Origin of the sequence: Okeania hirsuta (assembly GCF_003838195.1) — a bacterium.
Lineage (GTDB): Bacteria > Cyanobacteriota > Cyanobacteriia > Cyanobacteriales > Microcoleaceae > Okeania > Okeania hirsuta.
The window spans coordinates 1-18,110 of record NZ_RCBY01000162.1 but is presented as its reverse complement, the minus strand read 5'-3'; the positions used below and the strand labels follow the sequence as shown (position 1 = coordinate 18,110).

Annotated in this window: 15 protein-coding genes and 1 pseudogene; 12 read left to right on the top strand and 4 right to left on the bottom strand. The window is 34.3% G+C overall.

The features are described 5' to 3' along the window. Nucleotides 1-583: 583 nt before the first annotated feature. Entirely contained in the window at nucleotides 584-1,627 is a 1,044-nt protein-coding gene (locus tag D5R40_RS22490) for a hypothetical protein (RefSeq protein WP_124145910.1), read from the top strand. A 123-nt stretch (nucleotides 1,628-1,750) separates the two neighbouring features. On the opposite strand, the gene D5R40_RS22485 is transcribed toward D5R40_RS22490, so the two are convergent. Then, nucleotides 1,751-2,437 (bottom strand): ABC transporter ATP-binding protein, encoded by a 687-nt coding sequence (locus D5R40_RS22485; RefSeq protein WP_240039063.1) that lies wholly within the window; start codon nucleotides 2,435-2,437, stop codon nucleotides 1,751-1,753. Between the two features lie 2,434 nt (nucleotides 2,438-4,871). On the opposite strand from D5R40_RS22485, the gene glyS reads away from it, so the two are divergent. The 4 genes and pseudogenes from glyS (at nucleotide 4,872) to D5R40_RS22465 (ending at nucleotide 11,490) form a co-directional block, all read left to right on the top strand. After that, nucleotides 4,872-7,031: a glycine--tRNA ligase subunit beta gene (gene glyS / locus D5R40_RS22480; RefSeq protein WP_124155243.1), complete on the top strand. Its 2,160-nt coding sequence runs from the start codon at nucleotides 4,872-4,874 to the stop codon at nucleotides 7,029-7,031. An 883-nt stretch (nucleotides 7,032-7,914) separates the two neighbouring features. Beyond that, entirely contained in the window at nucleotides 7,915-9,282 is a 1,368-nt protein-coding gene (gene murD / locus D5R40_RS22475) for a UDP-N-acetylmuramoyl-L-alanine--D-glutamate ligase (protein WP_124147183.1), read from the top strand. Between the two features lie 192 nt (nucleotides 9,283-9,474). After that, nucleotides 9,475-10,026, top strand: coding sequence for a Uma2 family endonuclease (locus tag D5R40_RS22470; RefSeq protein WP_124147182.1), 552 nt, complete (start codon nucleotides 9,475-9,477; stop codon nucleotides 10,024-10,026). A gap of 273 nt (nucleotides 10,027-10,299) precedes the next feature. Next, nucleotides 10,300-11,490, top strand: a pseudogene (locus tag D5R40_RS22465) (DNA cytosine methyltransferase). A gap of 303 nt (nucleotides 11,491-11,793) precedes the next feature. Here D5R40_RS22465 and D5R40_RS39965 read toward each other — a convergent pair. The 3 genes from D5R40_RS39965 to D5R40_RS22445 form a co-directional block, all read right to left on the bottom strand. Next, complete coding sequence (locus D5R40_RS39965; RefSeq protein ID WP_124147181.1) at nucleotides 11,794-12,006, bottom strand: hypothetical protein; 213 nt, start codon at nucleotides 12,004-12,006, stop codon at nucleotides 11,794-11,796. Between the two features lie 111 nt (nucleotides 12,007-12,117). Then, nucleotides 12,118-12,354 (bottom strand): hypothetical protein, encoded by a 237-nt coding sequence (locus D5R40_RS39960; RefSeq protein WP_124147180.1) that lies wholly within the window; start codon nucleotides 12,352-12,354, stop codon nucleotides 12,118-12,120. Between the two features lie 14 nt (nucleotides 12,355-12,368). Next, a complete protein-coding gene (locus D5R40_RS22445) occupies nucleotides 12,369-12,599 on the bottom strand; it encodes a helix-turn-helix domain-containing protein (RefSeq protein WP_124155242.1) in 231 nt (76 codons plus the stop codon). A 218-nt stretch (nucleotides 12,600-12,817) separates the two neighbouring features. Between D5R40_RS22445 and D5R40_RS37965 the strand changes: the two genes are divergently transcribed. The 7 genes from D5R40_RS37965 to D5R40_RS37960 all read left to right on the top strand — a co-directional run bounded on the left by D5R40_RS37965 (nucleotide 12,818) and on the right by D5R40_RS37960 (nucleotide 18,053). Further along, nucleotides 12,818-12,973 carry a hypothetical protein gene (locus D5R40_RS37965; RefSeq protein ID WP_205127680.1) on the top strand — a complete coding sequence of 52 codons (156 nt, stop codon included), beginning with the start codon at nucleotides 12,818-12,820 and terminating at the stop codon, nucleotides 12,971-12,973. A gap of 203 nt (nucleotides 12,974-13,176) precedes the next feature. Beyond that, the gene (locus tag D5R40_RS22435) at nucleotides 13,177-13,407 is read left to right on the top strand and encodes a hypothetical protein (protein WP_124147177.1); all 231 of its coding nucleotides are present in this window, start codon (nucleotides 13,177-13,179) and stop codon (nucleotides 13,405-13,407) included. A 158-nt stretch (nucleotides 13,408-13,565) separates the two neighbouring features. Continuing rightward, entirely contained in the window at nucleotides 13,566-14,909 is a 1,344-nt protein-coding gene (locus D5R40_RS22430) for an urease accessory protein UreH domain-containing protein (RefSeq protein WP_124155241.1), read from the top strand. A gap of 403 nt (nucleotides 14,910-15,312) precedes the next feature. Beyond that, the gene (locus D5R40_RS22425) at nucleotides 15,313-15,945 is read left to right on the top strand and encodes a hypothetical protein (RefSeq protein ID WP_124155240.1); all 633 of its coding nucleotides are present in this window, start codon (nucleotides 15,313-15,315) and stop codon (nucleotides 15,943-15,945) included. 91 nt (nucleotides 15,946-16,036) lie between these two features. Then, entirely contained in the window at nucleotides 16,037-17,020 is a 984-nt protein-coding gene (gene tcmP, locus D5R40_RS22420; RefSeq protein WP_124147174.1) for a three-Cys-motif partner protein TcmP, read from the top strand. Nucleotides 17,021-17,111: 91 nt separating this feature from the next. Next, on the top strand, nucleotides 17,112-17,870 hold the full coding sequence (locus tag D5R40_RS22415; RefSeq protein ID WP_205127531.1) for an SPL family radical SAM protein: 759 nt from the start codon (nucleotides 17,112-17,114) through the stop codon (nucleotides 17,868-17,870). Between the two features lie 3 nt (nucleotides 17,871-17,873). Next, on the top strand, nucleotides 17,874-18,053 hold the full coding sequence (locus D5R40_RS37960) for a hypothetical protein (protein WP_205127530.1): 180 nt from the start codon (nucleotides 17,874-17,876) through the stop codon (nucleotides 18,051-18,053). The last annotated feature ends 57 nt before the right edge of the window (nucleotides 18,054-18,110 follow it).

Genomic DNA, 18,110 nt, shown 5'->3' with positions numbered 1-18,110 from the left:
CCTCCCCTTTTAAGGGGATAATAAAGAAAAATTTTCATTATTAGTCAATCCTCTCCTTGAAAAGAAGAGGTAATAATTAATTATTAATTATTAATTATTAATTATTAATTGTTGAACTCAGAAATAGCGATCGCCTGTCCGTCTACTGGACTGAATTGTTAGAAAAAAAGAGAAGGTAGCTGCTATAAGTATACCTAATATTAAATCCGGTTAAACAGCCATAGAATGGTTAAGTTAGGAGTCCTCAGGAGACAACCCACCCCTCGCCCCTCCCCCTCCCAGGAGGGGAAAACAGGAGACAGAATTTTAGAAGAAAATTATAGCTGCCGTGATTGAGTCATCATCAGAGCAAGTATTTATGCGTAAATTTTTTACTCGGAAGATCGATGAACGAAAAAAGTATTGAGATGATTTGCATAGTATAAATACCTACCAAGCTACAGATTCATATACTACTTTTAATGATACGCTCTTGAAGTTCCGAATGTGGGTATAGACTACAGTGGCTAAATTATTCTCCTACTTCTGACTCCCTAAACCAAAATAAATAAGAACTTTAGTTCATCAAGTTGGAAACTGATGTATGTCTAATCTCGTCAAACTCTTAAATTTTACAGCTCACCCACAGTTAGAAAAGTCATTAGGATATAAATCTAACCATCCCTGGGTAGCTTTTCACTGGGAACCAGAAATTGACCAAGTTATGTACAATGACGGTAAAAATATCGGTACTGGTATTAGTGTTGCTTGGCAGATTTTTATTCAGCATCCTCTGGTAAATTCTGAAGTAAAAGATTATCAGTTAAATGAAACTGATAAATATTGGTTAATTTTAGATCGAAAAAATAGAAATCTATATGTAGGAACAGCAAAAATTGTTTCTACTATGTTAGAACAACCAGAAAGTTTAAATTTATTAGCTTGTCTGGATGAAAAAGTCGATCTAGCGTCTGGTAGTAGTCAAAATTTTAATTATTCTCAAAATAAGCGGCTGAGAATAAACTTATTTGACCAAAATATTAAATATTTAATTGTTATAACTGCCAGTGTTTTAATAGCTAGTATTACTTTTGGTAGCTGGTTATTAATTAGGTCAAAATTTCAACAGCAAGCTAATCAAAATGAATTGCCTAGAGGAGTGGTTGATGGGTTTGCCTGTGGTGTTGGAGGCAGTAATAATTTTTCATCTTTTTTTAATACTTCTAATGGAGAGAAGGAGTTACACTTGGTAGGTGTTTATGAGGCACGCTCAGATCATCATGGTGGCTATCATCCCACAGGCACTATTAATGTCAAAATAGAAAGAAAAAATCAGCCTGTCATTTTAGCTCTCTCTTCTTATGAACCTGTACATTGGAATGTTAGTTTGGGTAAAGAAGTTAAATTAGAGAAAGTAATTATTAATGGATATCATGACCAAGAAATTTCTGGTATTTCTGGGATACCTATAGAAGAGTTTAGTTATCAAGGAACAGGTAGCTATATTGGTGAATTTGCCTATCAGTGGGATAAATTTCACCACCATCCTAGTACTGCCTCATTAGTAACTAAGCTTGAGCAAATTACTAATACTAATTTAACTTCTTTTCAAGGGTGTTATCGAGGAACAAATTTTACAATTAAATAAAACAATATAGAAGTAGCCAACAAAAACAAAGAAAAAGAAAAGTAAACAAAAAAAATGAGTTCCCAGGGTTAGATTAATATCTGGAAAGTTACAATAATTCTAGATGTGAATATATTACTAAAATTACAGAATATGATCGGATAGTTGTTTATTTTCCTGTACAACCCCATCTTCAAGATAAACTACTCTATCAGCAGAACTTACTATTCTAGGATCGTGAGTTACCATTAACACTGTACAACCACCTTCTTTCGCAAGACGACGCAGTAACTCAATAACTGTATGACCACTGTGAGAATCTAATGCTGCTGTGGGTTCATCAGCCATGATTACCCTAGGACTTCCACATAGTGCGCGGGCAATAGCCACTCTTTGTTTTTGGCCACCAGACAAATCTCTTGGATGTAACTTGGCCTGGGGCGCTAGTCCTACTTGCTCTAAAAGTATTTGAGCTTCATGTTTTGCTGCCTTACCTTTAATACCCTTCATATTCAGAGCCACTTCTATATTTTCTGTTGCCGTCAATGCAGGGAACAAATTAAATCCCTGAAAGATAAAGCCAATATTCTTAAGTCTAAACTTGGCTAGTTGGCTTCTGGACATTTTAGTGATTTCTTGTCCCAGGAGACAGACTCTACCAGATGTGGGTGTTAATAATCCTGCTAAGATTGACAGCAAAGTAGTTTTACCAGAACCAGATGGTCCCATCAATAACTGGACATCACCTTTGTTTACTGTCAAGTCAATATTCTTCAGTACCTGGTATGACTGTTTTCCAGATTGGTAGGTCATTGTCAACCCACAAGCCATAATTGCTGATGTGTTCAATTTAGCAATCTCTCTATAAGTGCAGACATCAGTGCTTTTAGTTTTGGTTGCGGCAGCCATGTACATATTGAAAGTGGTCATAGTGTGACTTTATAGTAAGCTAGAGTGTTTCTGGGGTAGAGGAATATACCTCATGGTAATGTTTGCTTATGCAAGCATTATTATACGAATGTCTTTGGTTACCCAATTTTTGGCTTTGGACATAATCATAATTGAATTTCTTTGACACTCTCACAGTTAAATCTCGCGATTATAACGGCTCGATCTCTTTCTAACATTTATGATAGGAAAATTTAAGTTACAAGTCTGTGAGTTATTCAAATATCATGGCCTCTCACCTGAAGAACAACTTTATATATTTTCATCAAATTCTATTTTAGCCTAATCAGCCCTAAAGTAAGAGATAAAATTGAATAGGTAGATACTATTTGCTGAGAATTGAATGAGAATAAATACTTTAAATAGTAAATAGGTAGAGGTAGAAGTTACATATTTTAGTGCTTGAGTATTTTCTTCATTTTTGCCTGACTCAATTTCGGATTATTCAGTGTTTGGCTTCAAACATCAGAGTTATGAATATTGATGGCTCAAGTGCAAGTTATTGGCATAATTTTAGTCTACATCTTTAAGCATAATTATAACCCTGATCTTATGCTTATGGTTCACAAAATTTTTTTTCTCCAGGATGTAATTATTAGTACCCAGGTACGATTATGATTTTGTATTAAAGCGATTAACTAAGTAAAAGTGAAGTGATTCGTATCTATATACATATATACATAACAGGGAATAAAAGCGATCGCTAAATAAATTGTCTTGCTTAAGAAGTCTGTCTCTTCAGACACAAAATAGTTAAACTTGTTGCCAGAGTTGCTGAATAGGTGATGGAAGACGGGAAAGATAAATATTTAGAAAGAAAAAAGGATTTAATTTTTATTTTTGCCAGAGGTATGTGCTGGATTAATAATTTACTTATTATTGGTTTAACTAACTTCAATGTCATATATTTACGAGCTTATAGTAGAAGATTAATTATGGTATAAAACATAGCAGATGTTAATTAAAAATTATGCTTTTTTATAAAGATGAAAAATATTTATTCCAGATAGTTATAGAATATTTAAAAATACAAATAATAGTCATAGAATAGTTAATTGAAAACTTATAACTTATACCAATTTTATTTAAGACTGCACAGAATTAGGTGTTAGGTGGTAGGTCTTAGGTCTTAATACCAATTCACTTAAAAAATGTCACAAATAGTTGGTAACTGATGAAGTAAAATAATAAGCTGAAATTACTGTAGAGTATAGCTTTGGGCGTTGCATAAATGCGGGATGATTTTAATAGTTTTGTGTTTGGGGGCATCTTGCCCGTTCCCCGTTCCTTATATTTTCACCCCAGGCAGGATACCCACCCCACTGATATTCATCCCGCCCCTCAGCAATGCCTAGCTTTGAAGTACCTAAAGTATCACTTCTGACTTTAGTGAAACGGTCTTAGGTCTGATAGTCCTTAGAAGCATAATGGTATACAGCAAAAAGGAATACCAGGCACGGGAGTAAGATGCTCCCACTGCCGTACCTCCTAACAAACGTTGCGGGACAATACACCACCACTTATGCAACGTCCCTACTATTGCCTGCTTTCAAGAAGACGCAGCAAAAATGTGTGATATTTGGTTTTATACCAAGCATGAAAAAAGAATACTTAACTTAAATGACACTTAAATTATTAAGTAATTAATACAGATTGAATAACTTTTTTGATAATTAGCACTCCAGTTATTGTTAATTATTCTTATGTTTACTTCTCCCTGTAGGGACGTTGCATGCAACGTCCCTACCCACTCCCCTACTGCCCCGCTGAAGAAGATGTAGCAAAAATGCGTGAGATTTGATATTAGAAGGGGAAAGCTTTAAACTCAATTTTTCGGTAAACTGTTGTAATTAGGGTTTGCTGAAAAAGTCTTATGGGTGAGGGTAGGAGACAGGAGACAACCCACCCCTCGCCCCTCCCCCTCCCAGGAGGGGAAGACAGGAGAAAAGGGAATGAACGAGGAGGTAGCAGTAAGAATTGTCCTTTGATTTTTCTGCCTAACTATGCGCCTAAAATACGCTCCTTTTTGAGCATGAAGAGCTGAAAACCAGGCACTTTTTTCGACCCCAAAAAGGCGAAAACCTTTATCTGTAAATACTTTTAGATTTAATCAGCAAGCCCTAATTAACTAATACCATTTCACTTAAAAAATGTCACAAATAGTTGGTAAATTATGAAGTCAAATAATAAGCTGAGATTACTGTATAGTAGAAGTTTTAAGTACTTAAATTTTGACTTTTAAATTTTGACTTTTAAATTTTGACTTTTGACTTTAGTGAAACGGTATAATAATATCCAAATCTGTCAATATTTTGCTATGCCGACATTTTTATTAGAAATTGGTACAGAAGAATTACCCGCAACTTTTGTCTCTGAAGGTATATCACAGTGGGAAAAACTTATCCCTACCGCTTTGAGTGAGGCATTCTTAACAAATGATGGGATTAAAATATATGCCACACCCAGACGTTTAGCTGTCGTCATCAACAATTTACCTACTCAACAACCAGACCGAGAAGAAGAAATTAAAGGTCCTCCGGCAAAAGCAGCTTTTAAAGATGGTAAACCGACAAAAGCAGCAGAAGGCTTTGCTAAAAAACAAGAAATAGAATTAAAAGACCTAGAAATACGCCCGACAGAAAAAGGTGATTTTGTCTTCGTCAATAAAAAAATTCAGGGTAAACAAACAGCAGAAATTCTCATCAAATTAGTACCTGAATGGATTAATAAACTTGAAGGTAAAAGATTTATGCGTTGGGCAGATGGAGATATCAAATTTCCTCGTCCTATTCGGTGGTTAGTAGCATTATTAGATGAGGAAATATTGCCAATAAATTTAGAAAATGGCTCTGAGATAATTACTTCTGGTCGTGTCTCCTACGGACATCGAGTTTTACATCCTGAATCTATTGAAATTCAGCAGGCAAAAGATTATGTAGAAGTTTTGAAAAAAGCTTATATAGAAGTAGATTTTCAACAAAGAAAGAGTCAAGTTGAACAACAAATACAAACTGTAGCTAAAAAAGTTCAAGGAACAGCAGAAGTTCCGACAGAATTATTAGCAGAAGTTACAAATTTAGTCGAATGGCCGACAGCAGTAGTTGGTAAAATTGATGAAGAATTTTTGATTTTGCCTTCGGAAGTAACAACAACTGTTATGGTGACACATCAACGTTACTTTCCTGTTTTGAAATCCACAAAAACTGCTAAAGCTAAAGTTGAATTACTGCCATATTTTATTACTATATCTAATGGCGACCCGGAAAAGTCAGAGATTATTGCTAAAGGAAACGAACGAGTAATTAGAGCTAGATTAGCTGATGGGCAATTTTTCTATAAAGCAGATTTAGCTAAACCATTAGAAAGTTATTTACCTGAATTGGAAGCTGTAACATTTCAAGCAAAACTAGGTTCGGTTCGGAAAAAAGTAGAACGTATTGTTAATATAGCTAAGTTAATAGCTGAACAGTTAACAGTCAGTAAAGAAGAAAGCAAAAATATAGAAAGAGCAGCTCTACTTTGCAAAGCTGACTTAGTAACTCAAATGGTTTATGAATTTCCCGAACTCCAGGGAATAATGGGAGAAAAATATGCTCGTGCTTGTGGGGAAAATGAAGCCGTAGCAATGGCAATATTTGAACATTATTTGCCTAGAGGTGCTGGAGATATTTTACCGGAAAGTATTAGCGGTCAAGTTGTGAGTTTGGCAGATAAACTTGATACTTTGGTAAGTATTTTTGGATTGGGAATGTTACCTACAGGTTCCTCAGACCCCTTCGCTTTACGTCGGGCAGCAAATGCGGTGGTAAATATTACTTGGTCAGCCGAATTACCAATAAATTTACATCAGTTATTAGCACAAATTTCTGTAGATTTTACGAAATTTTATCCCGAAGCAGAATCAGAATTATTGCCCCAATTATATGACTTCTTTTTGCAGCGAATTAAAACAATTTTACAAGAGGAAAAAAATATTGATTACGATCTGGTAAATGCGGTGTTAGGCAATAATGATTCGGAATATACTGAACGAGCATTAAAAGATTTATTAGATGTACGGAACCGTGCAATTTTCTTACAAAATATTCGGCAAAATGGTCTGCTTGACCAAATCTATGAAACTGTAAACCGTTCAACTCGTTTGGCAGCTCAAGGTGAGTTGGATAAAATACAACTTGCACCTAAAAAAAATGTAGATTTAAACTTGTTTAAAAGTGAATCAGAATTAGCATTTTATAATGCTTTAGTTGATTTAGTACCTCAAACAAAAATATCTCAAAAAACCAGAAATTATCAACAATTAGTAGATGGTTTGGCAAAAATTGCCCCAACTGTAAGTAATTTCTTTGATGGGCCGGAAAGTGTTTTAGTAATGGACCCAGACCCGAAAATTAAACAGAATCGATTAAATTTGTTAGGGTTACTCCGCAATAATGCACGAGTATTGGCAGACTTTGGAGAAATAGTTAAAAGTTAGGAACATACGGATAGAATTTTTTGTGACGTAGGTGAATTATTCCTAGGTTTATCTTTATCCCTTATAAGTTTTATACCCCACCGTCACCCGCGGTGCAAATGCGGTTGATGGAGTGAGAATTCCCATCGACCCCATTCTCCTGACTCCTTCTTCAAAGTTCATAATTTTAGGGTGCGCTATTATGGCTAAAATATATGCTATCAAAGGTATTTAATAATGCGTCGCATGACACCATGTTAGATGCGTAGGTTTAGTACTATCAAAGGTATTTAATAATGCGTCGCATGACACCATGTTAGATGCGTAGGTTTAGTACTATCAAAGGTATTTAATAATGCGTCGCATGACACCATGTTAGATGCGTAGGTTTAGTACTATTAGTTAAGAAAATACTAAATTTAGTTAAGGAAATACTAATTAGGTGTCTTACATTTCATTAATGCACTCTACTCGACTGACATAGCTAGTGTCTAATTGCAAAAATTAGTAATATTAACTAATTAGTTGCGTTACATTTCATTAACGTACCCTACTGTTATAGACTAATTAAGCAATAATTTGGGACAATTATTTTGATTTTTTTTGCCAGGAAATGCCTCTATAGTTGCCCCTATAAATAGTGCTTTTGTTGAAATTATGAAAGTTAAAATTGTCAGTTTTTAATAAACATCTCTAATCATAAAAAATAAAATAAATTATCACATAGAAATTATCAATTATTTCCCCCTACTCACTACCCCCTACTCCCTCTTTTCTGGAGATATCTAACGATGAGAAAAGTCATCCCAACAAAAGCTTTTTAGCCCACTCTGCTGTAAAATCAAAATAACTATCATTTGGTAATTTGTAAATTTACCAAAATATCTACCAAAAAATATTTATTATGCCAAAAACTCATATTATTGGTCTAGGAAAATCAGGTATTGCTGCTGCGCGACTGCTCAAGAAAAATGGTTGGGAAGTGGAACTGAGCGATCGCAACACATCCGACTCTCTTGAACAACAACAACAAAATTTAACTCAAGAAGGTATTACTGTTAAGTTAGGTTATTCGTTTGAACCGGAAACATCTTTAGATTTAGTCGTTGTTAGTCCCGGTGTACCTTGGGATATACCCCCACTCCAACGTGCCAGAGAAAGTGGAATTGAAACTATTGGAGAAATGGAACTAGCATGGCGATATCTCAAATCTTCCCCTTGGGTAGGGATAACTGGTACTAATGGCAAAACTACTACTACTTCTTTAGTTGCTGCAATTTTTAAGACCGCAGGATTGAATGCTCCTGCCTGTGGTAACATTGGCTATGCTGCCTGTGAATTAGCTTTATTAGAAACTCCACCAGATTGGGTAATTGCAGAAATTAGCAGCTATCAAATAGAATCATCTAGTACCCTTACACCTCAAATTGGTGTTTGGACTACTTTAACCCCCGATCATCTGAGTCGCCACTATACAATAGAAAATTATTTTAATATCAAAGCAGCTTTATTAAATCGCTCTAAAACACAAGTTTTAAATAGTGACGACTCGTATATACGTCAAAATGCAACTAATCTTGGAGATAATGCCCACTGGACAAGTATCAAAGGTAAAGCTAACTTAGTGGGAGATATTGCCAAAGGAATTTACATTGAGGATGGGTGGGTAGTAGCGCGAGGGGAAAAAACAGTTTCTGTGGAGTCCCTGCGAATGTTGGGAAATCATAATCAGCAGAATTTATTGATGGCAGTGGCAGTAGCGAAATTGGCAGGAATAGAAAAAGAGGCGATCGCTGAAGCAGTGAAAACATTTCCTGGTGTACCTCATCGCTTAGAATATATTTGTACTTGGAATGGAGTAGATTTTCTCAATGATAGTAAAGCAACAAATTATGATGCAGCAGCAGTTGGTTTAAGTGCTGTACCTGAACCTGTGTTATTAATTGCTGGTGGTGAAGCTAAAGAAGGTAATGATAATGATTGGTTGCGACGAATTAAGGAAAAAGTTGCTGCTGTTTTATTAATAGGTGATGCCGCTGAAACTTTTGCCAAGAGACTACAAAAAATTAACTTTCATAATTATGAAATAGTAGGAGAAATGGAGCGAGCAGTAATTAGAGGTGCAGCATTGGCGAAAAAATATGATGCAAAAGTTGTATTATTATCTCCTGCTTGTGCAAGTTTCGACCAGTATCAAAATTTTGAACAACGAGGAGAACATTTTCGGGAGTTGTGTTTAAAACTTATTAGTGAAGGAAGAAGAAAGAGATAAGAAAAATAAAAATTGTGGGTCTTAGGTTTAGGGTTGTAAAAATTAATAGTTACCTATTCTTAAAAGAAAAGGATTGACCAAAAGAATTTGTTAGATTTATTTTTTCTTTAACTCAGAGACTTCCACTTTAATTATTCAGTGAGGGAGGGAAAATTTAATATTGAATTAAACACAAAAAAAGGAGAGATAACTATGTCAGGTTTAACAGTTAAAGATTTAAAAAAGTTACAAGTAGACTATCCAGATTATCGGATGGAATTAGTAAGTGGAGAAATTATTGTTATGAGTCCTTCTGGTTTAGAATCAGATGAAGTAGCAGCAGAAATAGTTGCTCAGTTACGAAACTGGGTAAGACCTCGAAAGTTAGGTAGAGTTATTGCTTCTAGTGGAGGTTTTCGCTTACCAAATGCAGATGGAGATATCCGGGCACCAGATGCTTCTTTTATTAGTGCAGAAAAATTACCTCGTCCTACAGAAGATTATGCAGAATTAGTTCCCGAACTAATTTTTGAAGTGAAATCTAAGAACGATAAGTTACCACAATTGCGTGAGAAAATACAAGATTTTCTAGAGTTAGGAACTATTGTCGGTGTATTAGTAAATCCCCGCAATCGGACAATGGAAGTTTATCGGTTTATGAGAGAAAAAATTGTCCTCAGAGATGGAGATGTTTTAGAAGTAGCAGAAATATTACCTGGATGGAAATTACCCGTAGCAGAAGTGTGGGCACCAGAGTTTGAATAGAAATTTAACTAGGAGGGAAAAATTATATCATATAGACATCTCCTCCACGCATAGTGAGTAGGGAATAGGGAGCAAGGAGCAGGGATAAAGAATTGATGAATAAGAGTGGGATAATTGATTTTATTTTTGATGATTAGAGATGTCTAATAATAGAAATTAATTGCGGCATAATTGAGAAAGACTGAAAAAATTAGCTTCAGCACAACAGCAGAAAGTTTTAGATTTTCTGATTCTTTACTATACTAAAAAACATACAGATACAGGGAAAATTTCATGGAAGGAAAACAACTATCTTTATTTCCTAATTTAGAGAATCAAAACGATAAAAATTATCATAAAAAAGCAAAACTAGAACGTTATGAAAAAATCCAATATGAATTAAATAATAATGACAGCGACCCATATAAAAAAATCATTAAAACTGAAGACAAACCCATCTTGAAATCTGACTATAAATTTATCGATTTGTTCTGCGGTACTGGAGGCATGACACAAGGTTTAGTTCAAGCAGGATTTCAACCAATAGCAAGTGTTGAAGAAAATTCAATAGCATCAGCAACCCATAGAAAAAATTTTCCTACATCTCATCATTTTTCTGGGGATATCAAAGAATTTAATTCTACAGAATGGCTCAATCAAATTGGTTTGCCAGAAATACATTTAGTAGTAGGAGGTCCTCCATGTCAGGGTTTTTCAGTTGCCGGAAAACGTAATCCTGATGACCCTATAAATAATTTATTTCGAGAGTTTGTGAGAGTAGTTAATTAAATTCGTCCTTGGTATATTGTTATGGAAAATGTGCCTGGAATTATTACTATGAAAAAAGGTGGTGTTCAAAAAGAAATTTGTCAAACATTTATCGATATTGGTTATTCTAATGTATCTGTAGCAATTCTAGAATCTGCTGCTTATGGAATTTCGCAAATTCGCCCTAGAACTATTTTTATTGCCAATAAATTTGGCATGATAAATCCTTATCCAAAACCTCAACTATTACCCCATCAATATAAACCAATTGAATCAGCAATTTCTGACCTTCCAGAATTAACTCCTATTCCAGAAATTAATCATCAGTGGACTCGACATTCACAAGAATATATGGAAAGACTTGCTAAAGTGCCTCCTGGTGGTTCTTTATATAAGACTTATGCTGATGCTTTTAAGCGACAATATCTGGGTAAACCAAGTATGACTATTAAAGAAAATCATGGTGGTACTCATATTCATCCTTACCTTAATCGGGTAATTTCAGCAAGAGAAATGGCAAGATTACAAAGTTTTCCTGACTCTTTTATTTTTGAGGGTTCTATGAAAAAAGCCATGTGGCAAATTGGTAATGCTGTACCTCCTCGTTTAGCAGAATGTATAGGTTATGCGTTGATTCCTTTTTTAAATAAAATTGCTGATGAAAGGAAGAAGAAAGAAGGAAGAAGGAAGAAGGAAGAAGGAAGAAGGAAGAAGTAATTGATAATTTATAGGTGATAATTGATTGTATTTTTGATTTTTGGAGATATCTAATAGTTAATTATCCTGCTTAAACTCAGTTAGTTTTTGATTAAGAGTATTTCGCCAAATCTCAAAGTTATACCAACCACATCCGATACATCCAGTCTCAGCATCTTTTCCAACTTGAGGTACATTACCAATGGATAATTGATAATTGATAATTGATAATGAAAGAGTTTTTTAAATCCCTAATTTTATCTCCCTATTTCTACCTAACTCTAAACCTGCTATAATTATCCATGTTCCATTATCAATTATCAATTAATGAACAGTTTTAATACAAAATTCACAGCTTCTTGATTTTAAAAGATTATGATTACCTGCACTATCTTTTTTAAGCAATTGAAATTTTTGTTTAATCTCAGTTTCACTCATATTTAAGTTATGAGTTTCTTCAACATTTCCCCATCTTTCCATTGGAAAGCGATGGTCAATAATAATTTCATGTCGCGGTCGTTGTCTTTGTTCAATCACATCTACATAGAAATAGACAGATAATATTTTTTCAACTAATTCTGAGGGAATATTAGCAGGAGCATTTGCTGCTTTAATTTTTCCTGTCCAACAATCCCATGTTGTTTGTTTTTAACAAGTCTTGCAGAACTTTCTTTCTGTTTTAATTTCTAAACCAGGGCGACTTTTTGTACCTCTTTGTAATCCTTGAGTACCACCTCCACCTGCATATTGTTCTGATGCTATGTTTTTACCCTCACAACTACGACAATGCCATTCTCTATCTGATAAAAGATTAAATACTTTTAATTGAGTAGAGTTTTTTCTAAATGTAGATTTTAACTTTTCTACTAAGTCTTGATTATTCACTCTATATTATTAGCTTATGCCTCTAAATTATCAAGAAGTTCAGATACACTAATACCCATTCCCGCAGCTAAACTAACAAGAGCAGTTAGAGAAGGATTTCTCACACCACGTTCTAGTCCAGATATATAGGTACGATCTAAATTAGATCGAAATCCAAGCTCTTCTTGAGAAATTCCTAATTTCATCCGACGTTGTTTAATCAAACTACCAAGGGCAGTCAGAATCTTACTTTTCGACTTATCCATAACCCTATATTTTGACCCTAGATTTTGATAATTTGTGGATTATTAGTCTACGGACTATGTGTCACATAAAAAATCTGTTAAGATGTAAAAAAAATCGTTCAAATTAAGAGAAAAATAGACAAATGACTCAAGCAATTAGTTACGAACAAATAATTTTAGAAAAGGTGAAAAAATTAACTCTTCAACAACAGCAATAAGTTTTAGATTTTATTAAATTTTTGCATATTAAAAACCAAAATATAGAAATTCCTACCCCTGAAAAAAAACCGATATCTGCTTATGAAGCTGCTAAACAATGGGTTGGTTGTGTTGATAGTGGCATTGGGGATTTATCTTATAATAAAAAGTACCTAGAGAGACCTTCAGCTAAATGAAATTTAAAGTAATTTGTTGAAGAAGGAAGAAGGAAGAAGGAAGAAGCAAAAAGTGGATGGGGAATCAAAATCTAACCAATTGTAAACACCGTGTAGACATTGGGGTATTAAACCCAAAAGAAAAAGATAACATTGGTAATTTTAATCTCGAAAATCTGCTAAAATCTAAAAAAATCTATTAAATGTAGTAGGAAAATAAACAAATGACTCAAGCAATTAGTTACGAACAAATAATTTTAGAAAACGTGAAAAATTTAACTCTTCAACAACAGCAGGAAGTTTTAGATTTTATTGCATTTTTAAAGTTTAAAGGGCAAAAACAGGAGATTTCAGAAAAAGAGGAAAAAGTTATTTCAATGTTGGAAGCGGCCAAAGAATTTGTTGGCTGTTTGGAAAGTGGAGTAGGCGGTCTATCTTTGAAAAAACTAAAGTAGAGAATATAAGGTAATTATGAGAAGAAAAGTTATTTTAGATATAGGAGTTTTGACAGAAGTAATTGATGTAATTATTCATTATGAGTTATAAATATTTTATTCATTATGAGTTATAAATATTTTATTCATTTATTTGGGTACTATCCCTGAAAAAAAACGTGCTATTAGACCTATTACTATTAACAACTTTAGGATTTCTTGGCAGTTTCGGTCACTGGGTTGGAATGTGCGGACCATTGACTGCAACTTTCTCTCTTTCTACGCGATCGCAGAACGGAACGGATGTTCGATCGCGGAGTGGAACAGATGTTCGACCGCCAACTCCTCCTAACAAATGGCATCAATTTCAATTTCATACCCTGCTTAACCTCGGCCGCCTCTGTAGCTATACCTTAACTGGTGCTGGTATTGGTGCATTAGGTTCCGTATTAGTAGCAAGTGGTCATTTAGCTGGCATCGACAGTGACTTGCGACGGTGGTTAGCAATACTCACAGGTTTAATGCTAATTTGGTTTGGTCTGGCAAAAGTGCAACCACAACTATTACCCAAACTACCAATATTCCACCCCTTGAAAAAAAACAACCTACATAACCGTCTCAGTACAGTCATGGTTAATCTTTCCATGGAAAACAAATGGTGGACTCCCGCTTTTCTGGGTTTAGTCTGGGGTTTGATGCCATGTGGTTTTCTCTATGCTGCTCAAATTAAAGCCGCAGAAACTAGCAATATCTGGTTAGGTGGAGCGACTATGTTTGCATTTGGGTTGGGAACATTACCCTCAATGTTAGGGGTAGGAATGTTGACATCTTTTTTGACTGCAGACAAACGTAGTCAACTATTTGAGATGGCAGGATGGGTGAGTATCTTTACTGGCATCATGGTAGTCATGCGAAATGGTGAGATGGTTGACTACAGTGGTTCTGCTGCAATATTATGTTTAATAATAGCATTGGTAGCGCGACCTCTAAGTCGGTTTTGGAGTCAACCTCTACGTTATCGACGAGTAATAGGAATGGGAGCATTTGTTTTGTCGGTGGCACATACAGGAAAAATGTTAGACCACAGTTTAAATTGGAATATGCAGGCAGTATCGTTTATGTTGCCTCTGCATCAGGTAGGAATATGGGCAGGTATTTTTGGTTTGGGGTTAATGTTACCGCTAGCACTGACGAGTTTTGATGGAGCAGTGAAATATTTTGGTAAGTGGTGGCGAAGGATACATTTGTTGAGTGTTCCGGCATTTTTGTTATGTGGAGTTCATGTGGTGGCGGTGGGTTCCCATTATTTGGGTGCGTTGGAATGGAGTTTGGGAAATCAGTTGCGTACTATTTTTTTTGGCATGACAATATTAGTTGTTTTGATTATACGTTCCCATCAGTTTTGGTCTTTATTTTCTATAGACAAATATTATGTACCACCACTGGAACAAGTTAAAATTCAAAAGCAAGTGCTTGAAGAAGGCAGAAGGCAGAAGGCAGAAGGCAGAAGGCAGAAGGTCTAATTGCTTATGGATAGTTTTCGACGCGCCACTCCGTGTCTACAAACCCCAAACAATTTTAAGTACCCTCATTGACGGTGAGGTATTACAGGATATTTCGGGCAAATGATTTACAGGGTAAATGCTGAAAATATTGTAGTGCAGGCATCTTGCCCGCGATGAGTCTACCTCATAGAGTCGCAAAGTGCTGTAAACCCACCACTGATATCAAATTCGGTTGAATACTTATTATATATTTGGGGGAGTAGGGGAGTAGGGGAGATTGAAGTGTGGATAGAATTATAAACATATACTGTATAACCGGATTCTATATGAAAAGATAATTCTGAGGTAATCTGAGAACTTCAAACAAGCTAAATATAGCCAAAAATACTATTTGATAATAAATTTCGGAGAAGGTAAAAAAATGTTTTTCTTGTTAAAAATTAGTCTGAATATTTCTTTACTAATTTTGATTTCTTCTTTTGGTAGAGAAATTACAAAACTTAGCGACTATCTTTCGCAAAAATTTATTTTTAGTAATCAAAAAAAATATGATTTAGAGCATATATATTTATCTAAATACAGTCAAAAAATAAATGACTTCCAGTTTGCTTCAGCAAAAAATAAAGATTCTATTTTAGAGTCTCAAAAACTGACCAAACCAGTTCATTCCTTTTTCAAATTTCAAGCTCATAATGTTGAAGTTTCTGAAGATGTGGCTTGTACTTTTCACATTACTCCCAATCATAATCCAAAGGTAGGCAAATCTTCTTTAGCCTGGTTTGCTTTAACTCGTAAAGGTGGAAAAAATGTTCCTTTTAGTGAATGTGATTGTCAGTTAAATGTTTATTCTCAACCTCGTAATGCTGAAAGTAAACCGATAATGAATCCAGAATTAAAAGGTATTGATACTGAGCAATATCAAGAGATACCAGGAGCAGAAATTACTTTTCCCAAAGCTGGTGTTTATGATTTAGAAATTATTGGGAGTGCCAAAGATGGAAAAAGTTTTAAACCTTTTAAATTTAATTATTCCGTGACTGTTACTGGTGGGTGATATAGCGCTACGCGCAAGTCAGAAGTTAGAAGTCAGAAGTTAGAAGTTAGAAGTAATCCCTGGCGATCGCCTAATTTCTTCGAGAACCCAAATGGGTTCTATAGATAACAATAAAAATCATATAGACTGCTTTAAAAATTATTCTATGTTAGAAGCAGCTCTAGAAGAATTAGTAAATGAACAACAACATGAAATTTATGGAGATTTTGGTAGTTTAATTGAGCAGTGTGGATTTATTTGTAGTGATTTTGAAAATGCTGTTTCTCATTGTATAAATATAGCTGAAAATCGCAAAGGTCATTCCTTCTTTTTAATTGATCCTTTTCGATGGAGTCATGTATCCATGAGTAGTATCAGGCGCATAAATACTCTCAAGGGTTCAGAAATTCTCTATACCTATATGATTAGAGATTTAAAAAGATTTGTTATTGGCAAAAATGGTATTGATACAGTCAATTTTAATAAAATTCTAGAAGCAAGTGGGTATTATGAATCAGAAAATTTAAAACTATTTGATAGAGTTAGTGGGCAACGCTATTTAAGGAATGAGTCTCTCAGATTATTTAGAGATAAAGGAAACACTAAACATATACATACATTTTCTCTAATACCTAAAGGTTATATAGATGTCTTATATTATTTAATGCATTTTTATCAGAATATAACTGCCTTACAAGTAATGAAAGAAACTTTGTGGAAGTACAATAATTTACACCATTTATTTGAGTTTAAGGTTTATGGTTTTGGATTAAAAACTATTGACTATTATGAGCAACAGCCAAAATTAGATTTTTGCATAGAAAGTTCTCTAGAAAACCACGAATCTTGTATAAATCTTTTAGAAAAAGACTTAGGTCAGAATATTAGAAATGGTTACGAAGCAACTTTCGGACAAATCTGCAATGATTATATGGAGAAACATCATGCAACCAAAGATAACTTTGAATACTTATTAATAAACAGATTATTACAATATAAAGAAATAGAAATTATCATAAAAGATCAAATAGTAAGAGAAAAATATGTACAAAATTTGCAAAAAAAAGATATAATTAGATGTACAGGGAATAAATAACTTTATTTTAATTTTAAATATTAGCTTAGGTACAAATTAAAAGACTGCAAATGCCAAAATACATGATACAAATTATTTGGGAGTACTGGCAATGTCTATTATTAAAGGCTCAGAAAAAATTGTTAATCCCCTTCAAGAAAGTGCCCTCAAAAAGAAAGGATTATGTAATTATGTAATTAATATAGCATCTGGTTGTCTTCATGGATGTACATTTTGTTATGTACCTTCAACTCCGGCAATTCGGACAAAACAAAAGGAATTACAAGAAAAAGGAATTAGTAATCCTCAGATGGATTGGGGAAAATATTTATTAGTTCGAGAAAATATACCTCAGAAATTAGAAGAAAAATTAAATCGTAAAAAAAAATGGCGCGAAACACCAGAAGGAAAAGGAGTAGTTTTATTATGTTCTGGAACCAACCCATATCAAAATTATCAAACAGCAAAAATTACTCGTCAAACTGTCGAAATATTATCTAAAAATGAGAAAAGAGTAAGAATTTTAACTCGTAGTCCTTTATGGGTAAATGATTTAGATATTCTTAATCAGCCTAATATTACAGTTGGCATGAGTTTACCATTTTTTAATGATGAACTTAGTCTCAAAATTGAACCAAAATCACCCCCACCTTCTAAACGTTATGAAGCCTTACAAAAAGGTCATCAAGCTGGATGTAGATTGTATGTAGCTATGGCTCCCACTCCTCCGATAATGACATTAGATGATTTTAAAATAAATTTAGAACAAATTATGAAAATTGAGCCAGAAGTAATATTTTGGGAATCTATTAATGTTCGTGGAAGTAATGGTAAACGTATGATAGTGGCAGGTTTAGAATTTGCTAGTTAAATTATGACTAAAAAATCGTGGGCAGAAAATTTTATTAAACAATGGGAAGAGGTGGAAGAAGCAGCTAAAAGTATTGGATGTTTAGATAAGCTTCATATTTGGCCAGACCCAGAATTAAAAGGTTATGTAGCAGCAGAAAAATTAAATCGTTGGTTATATCTGCCGACAATAGAAAAATGGTAGGATTCAATAATTGATAATTGATAATTGATAATTACCTCTCCCTAAAACGGATTGGAT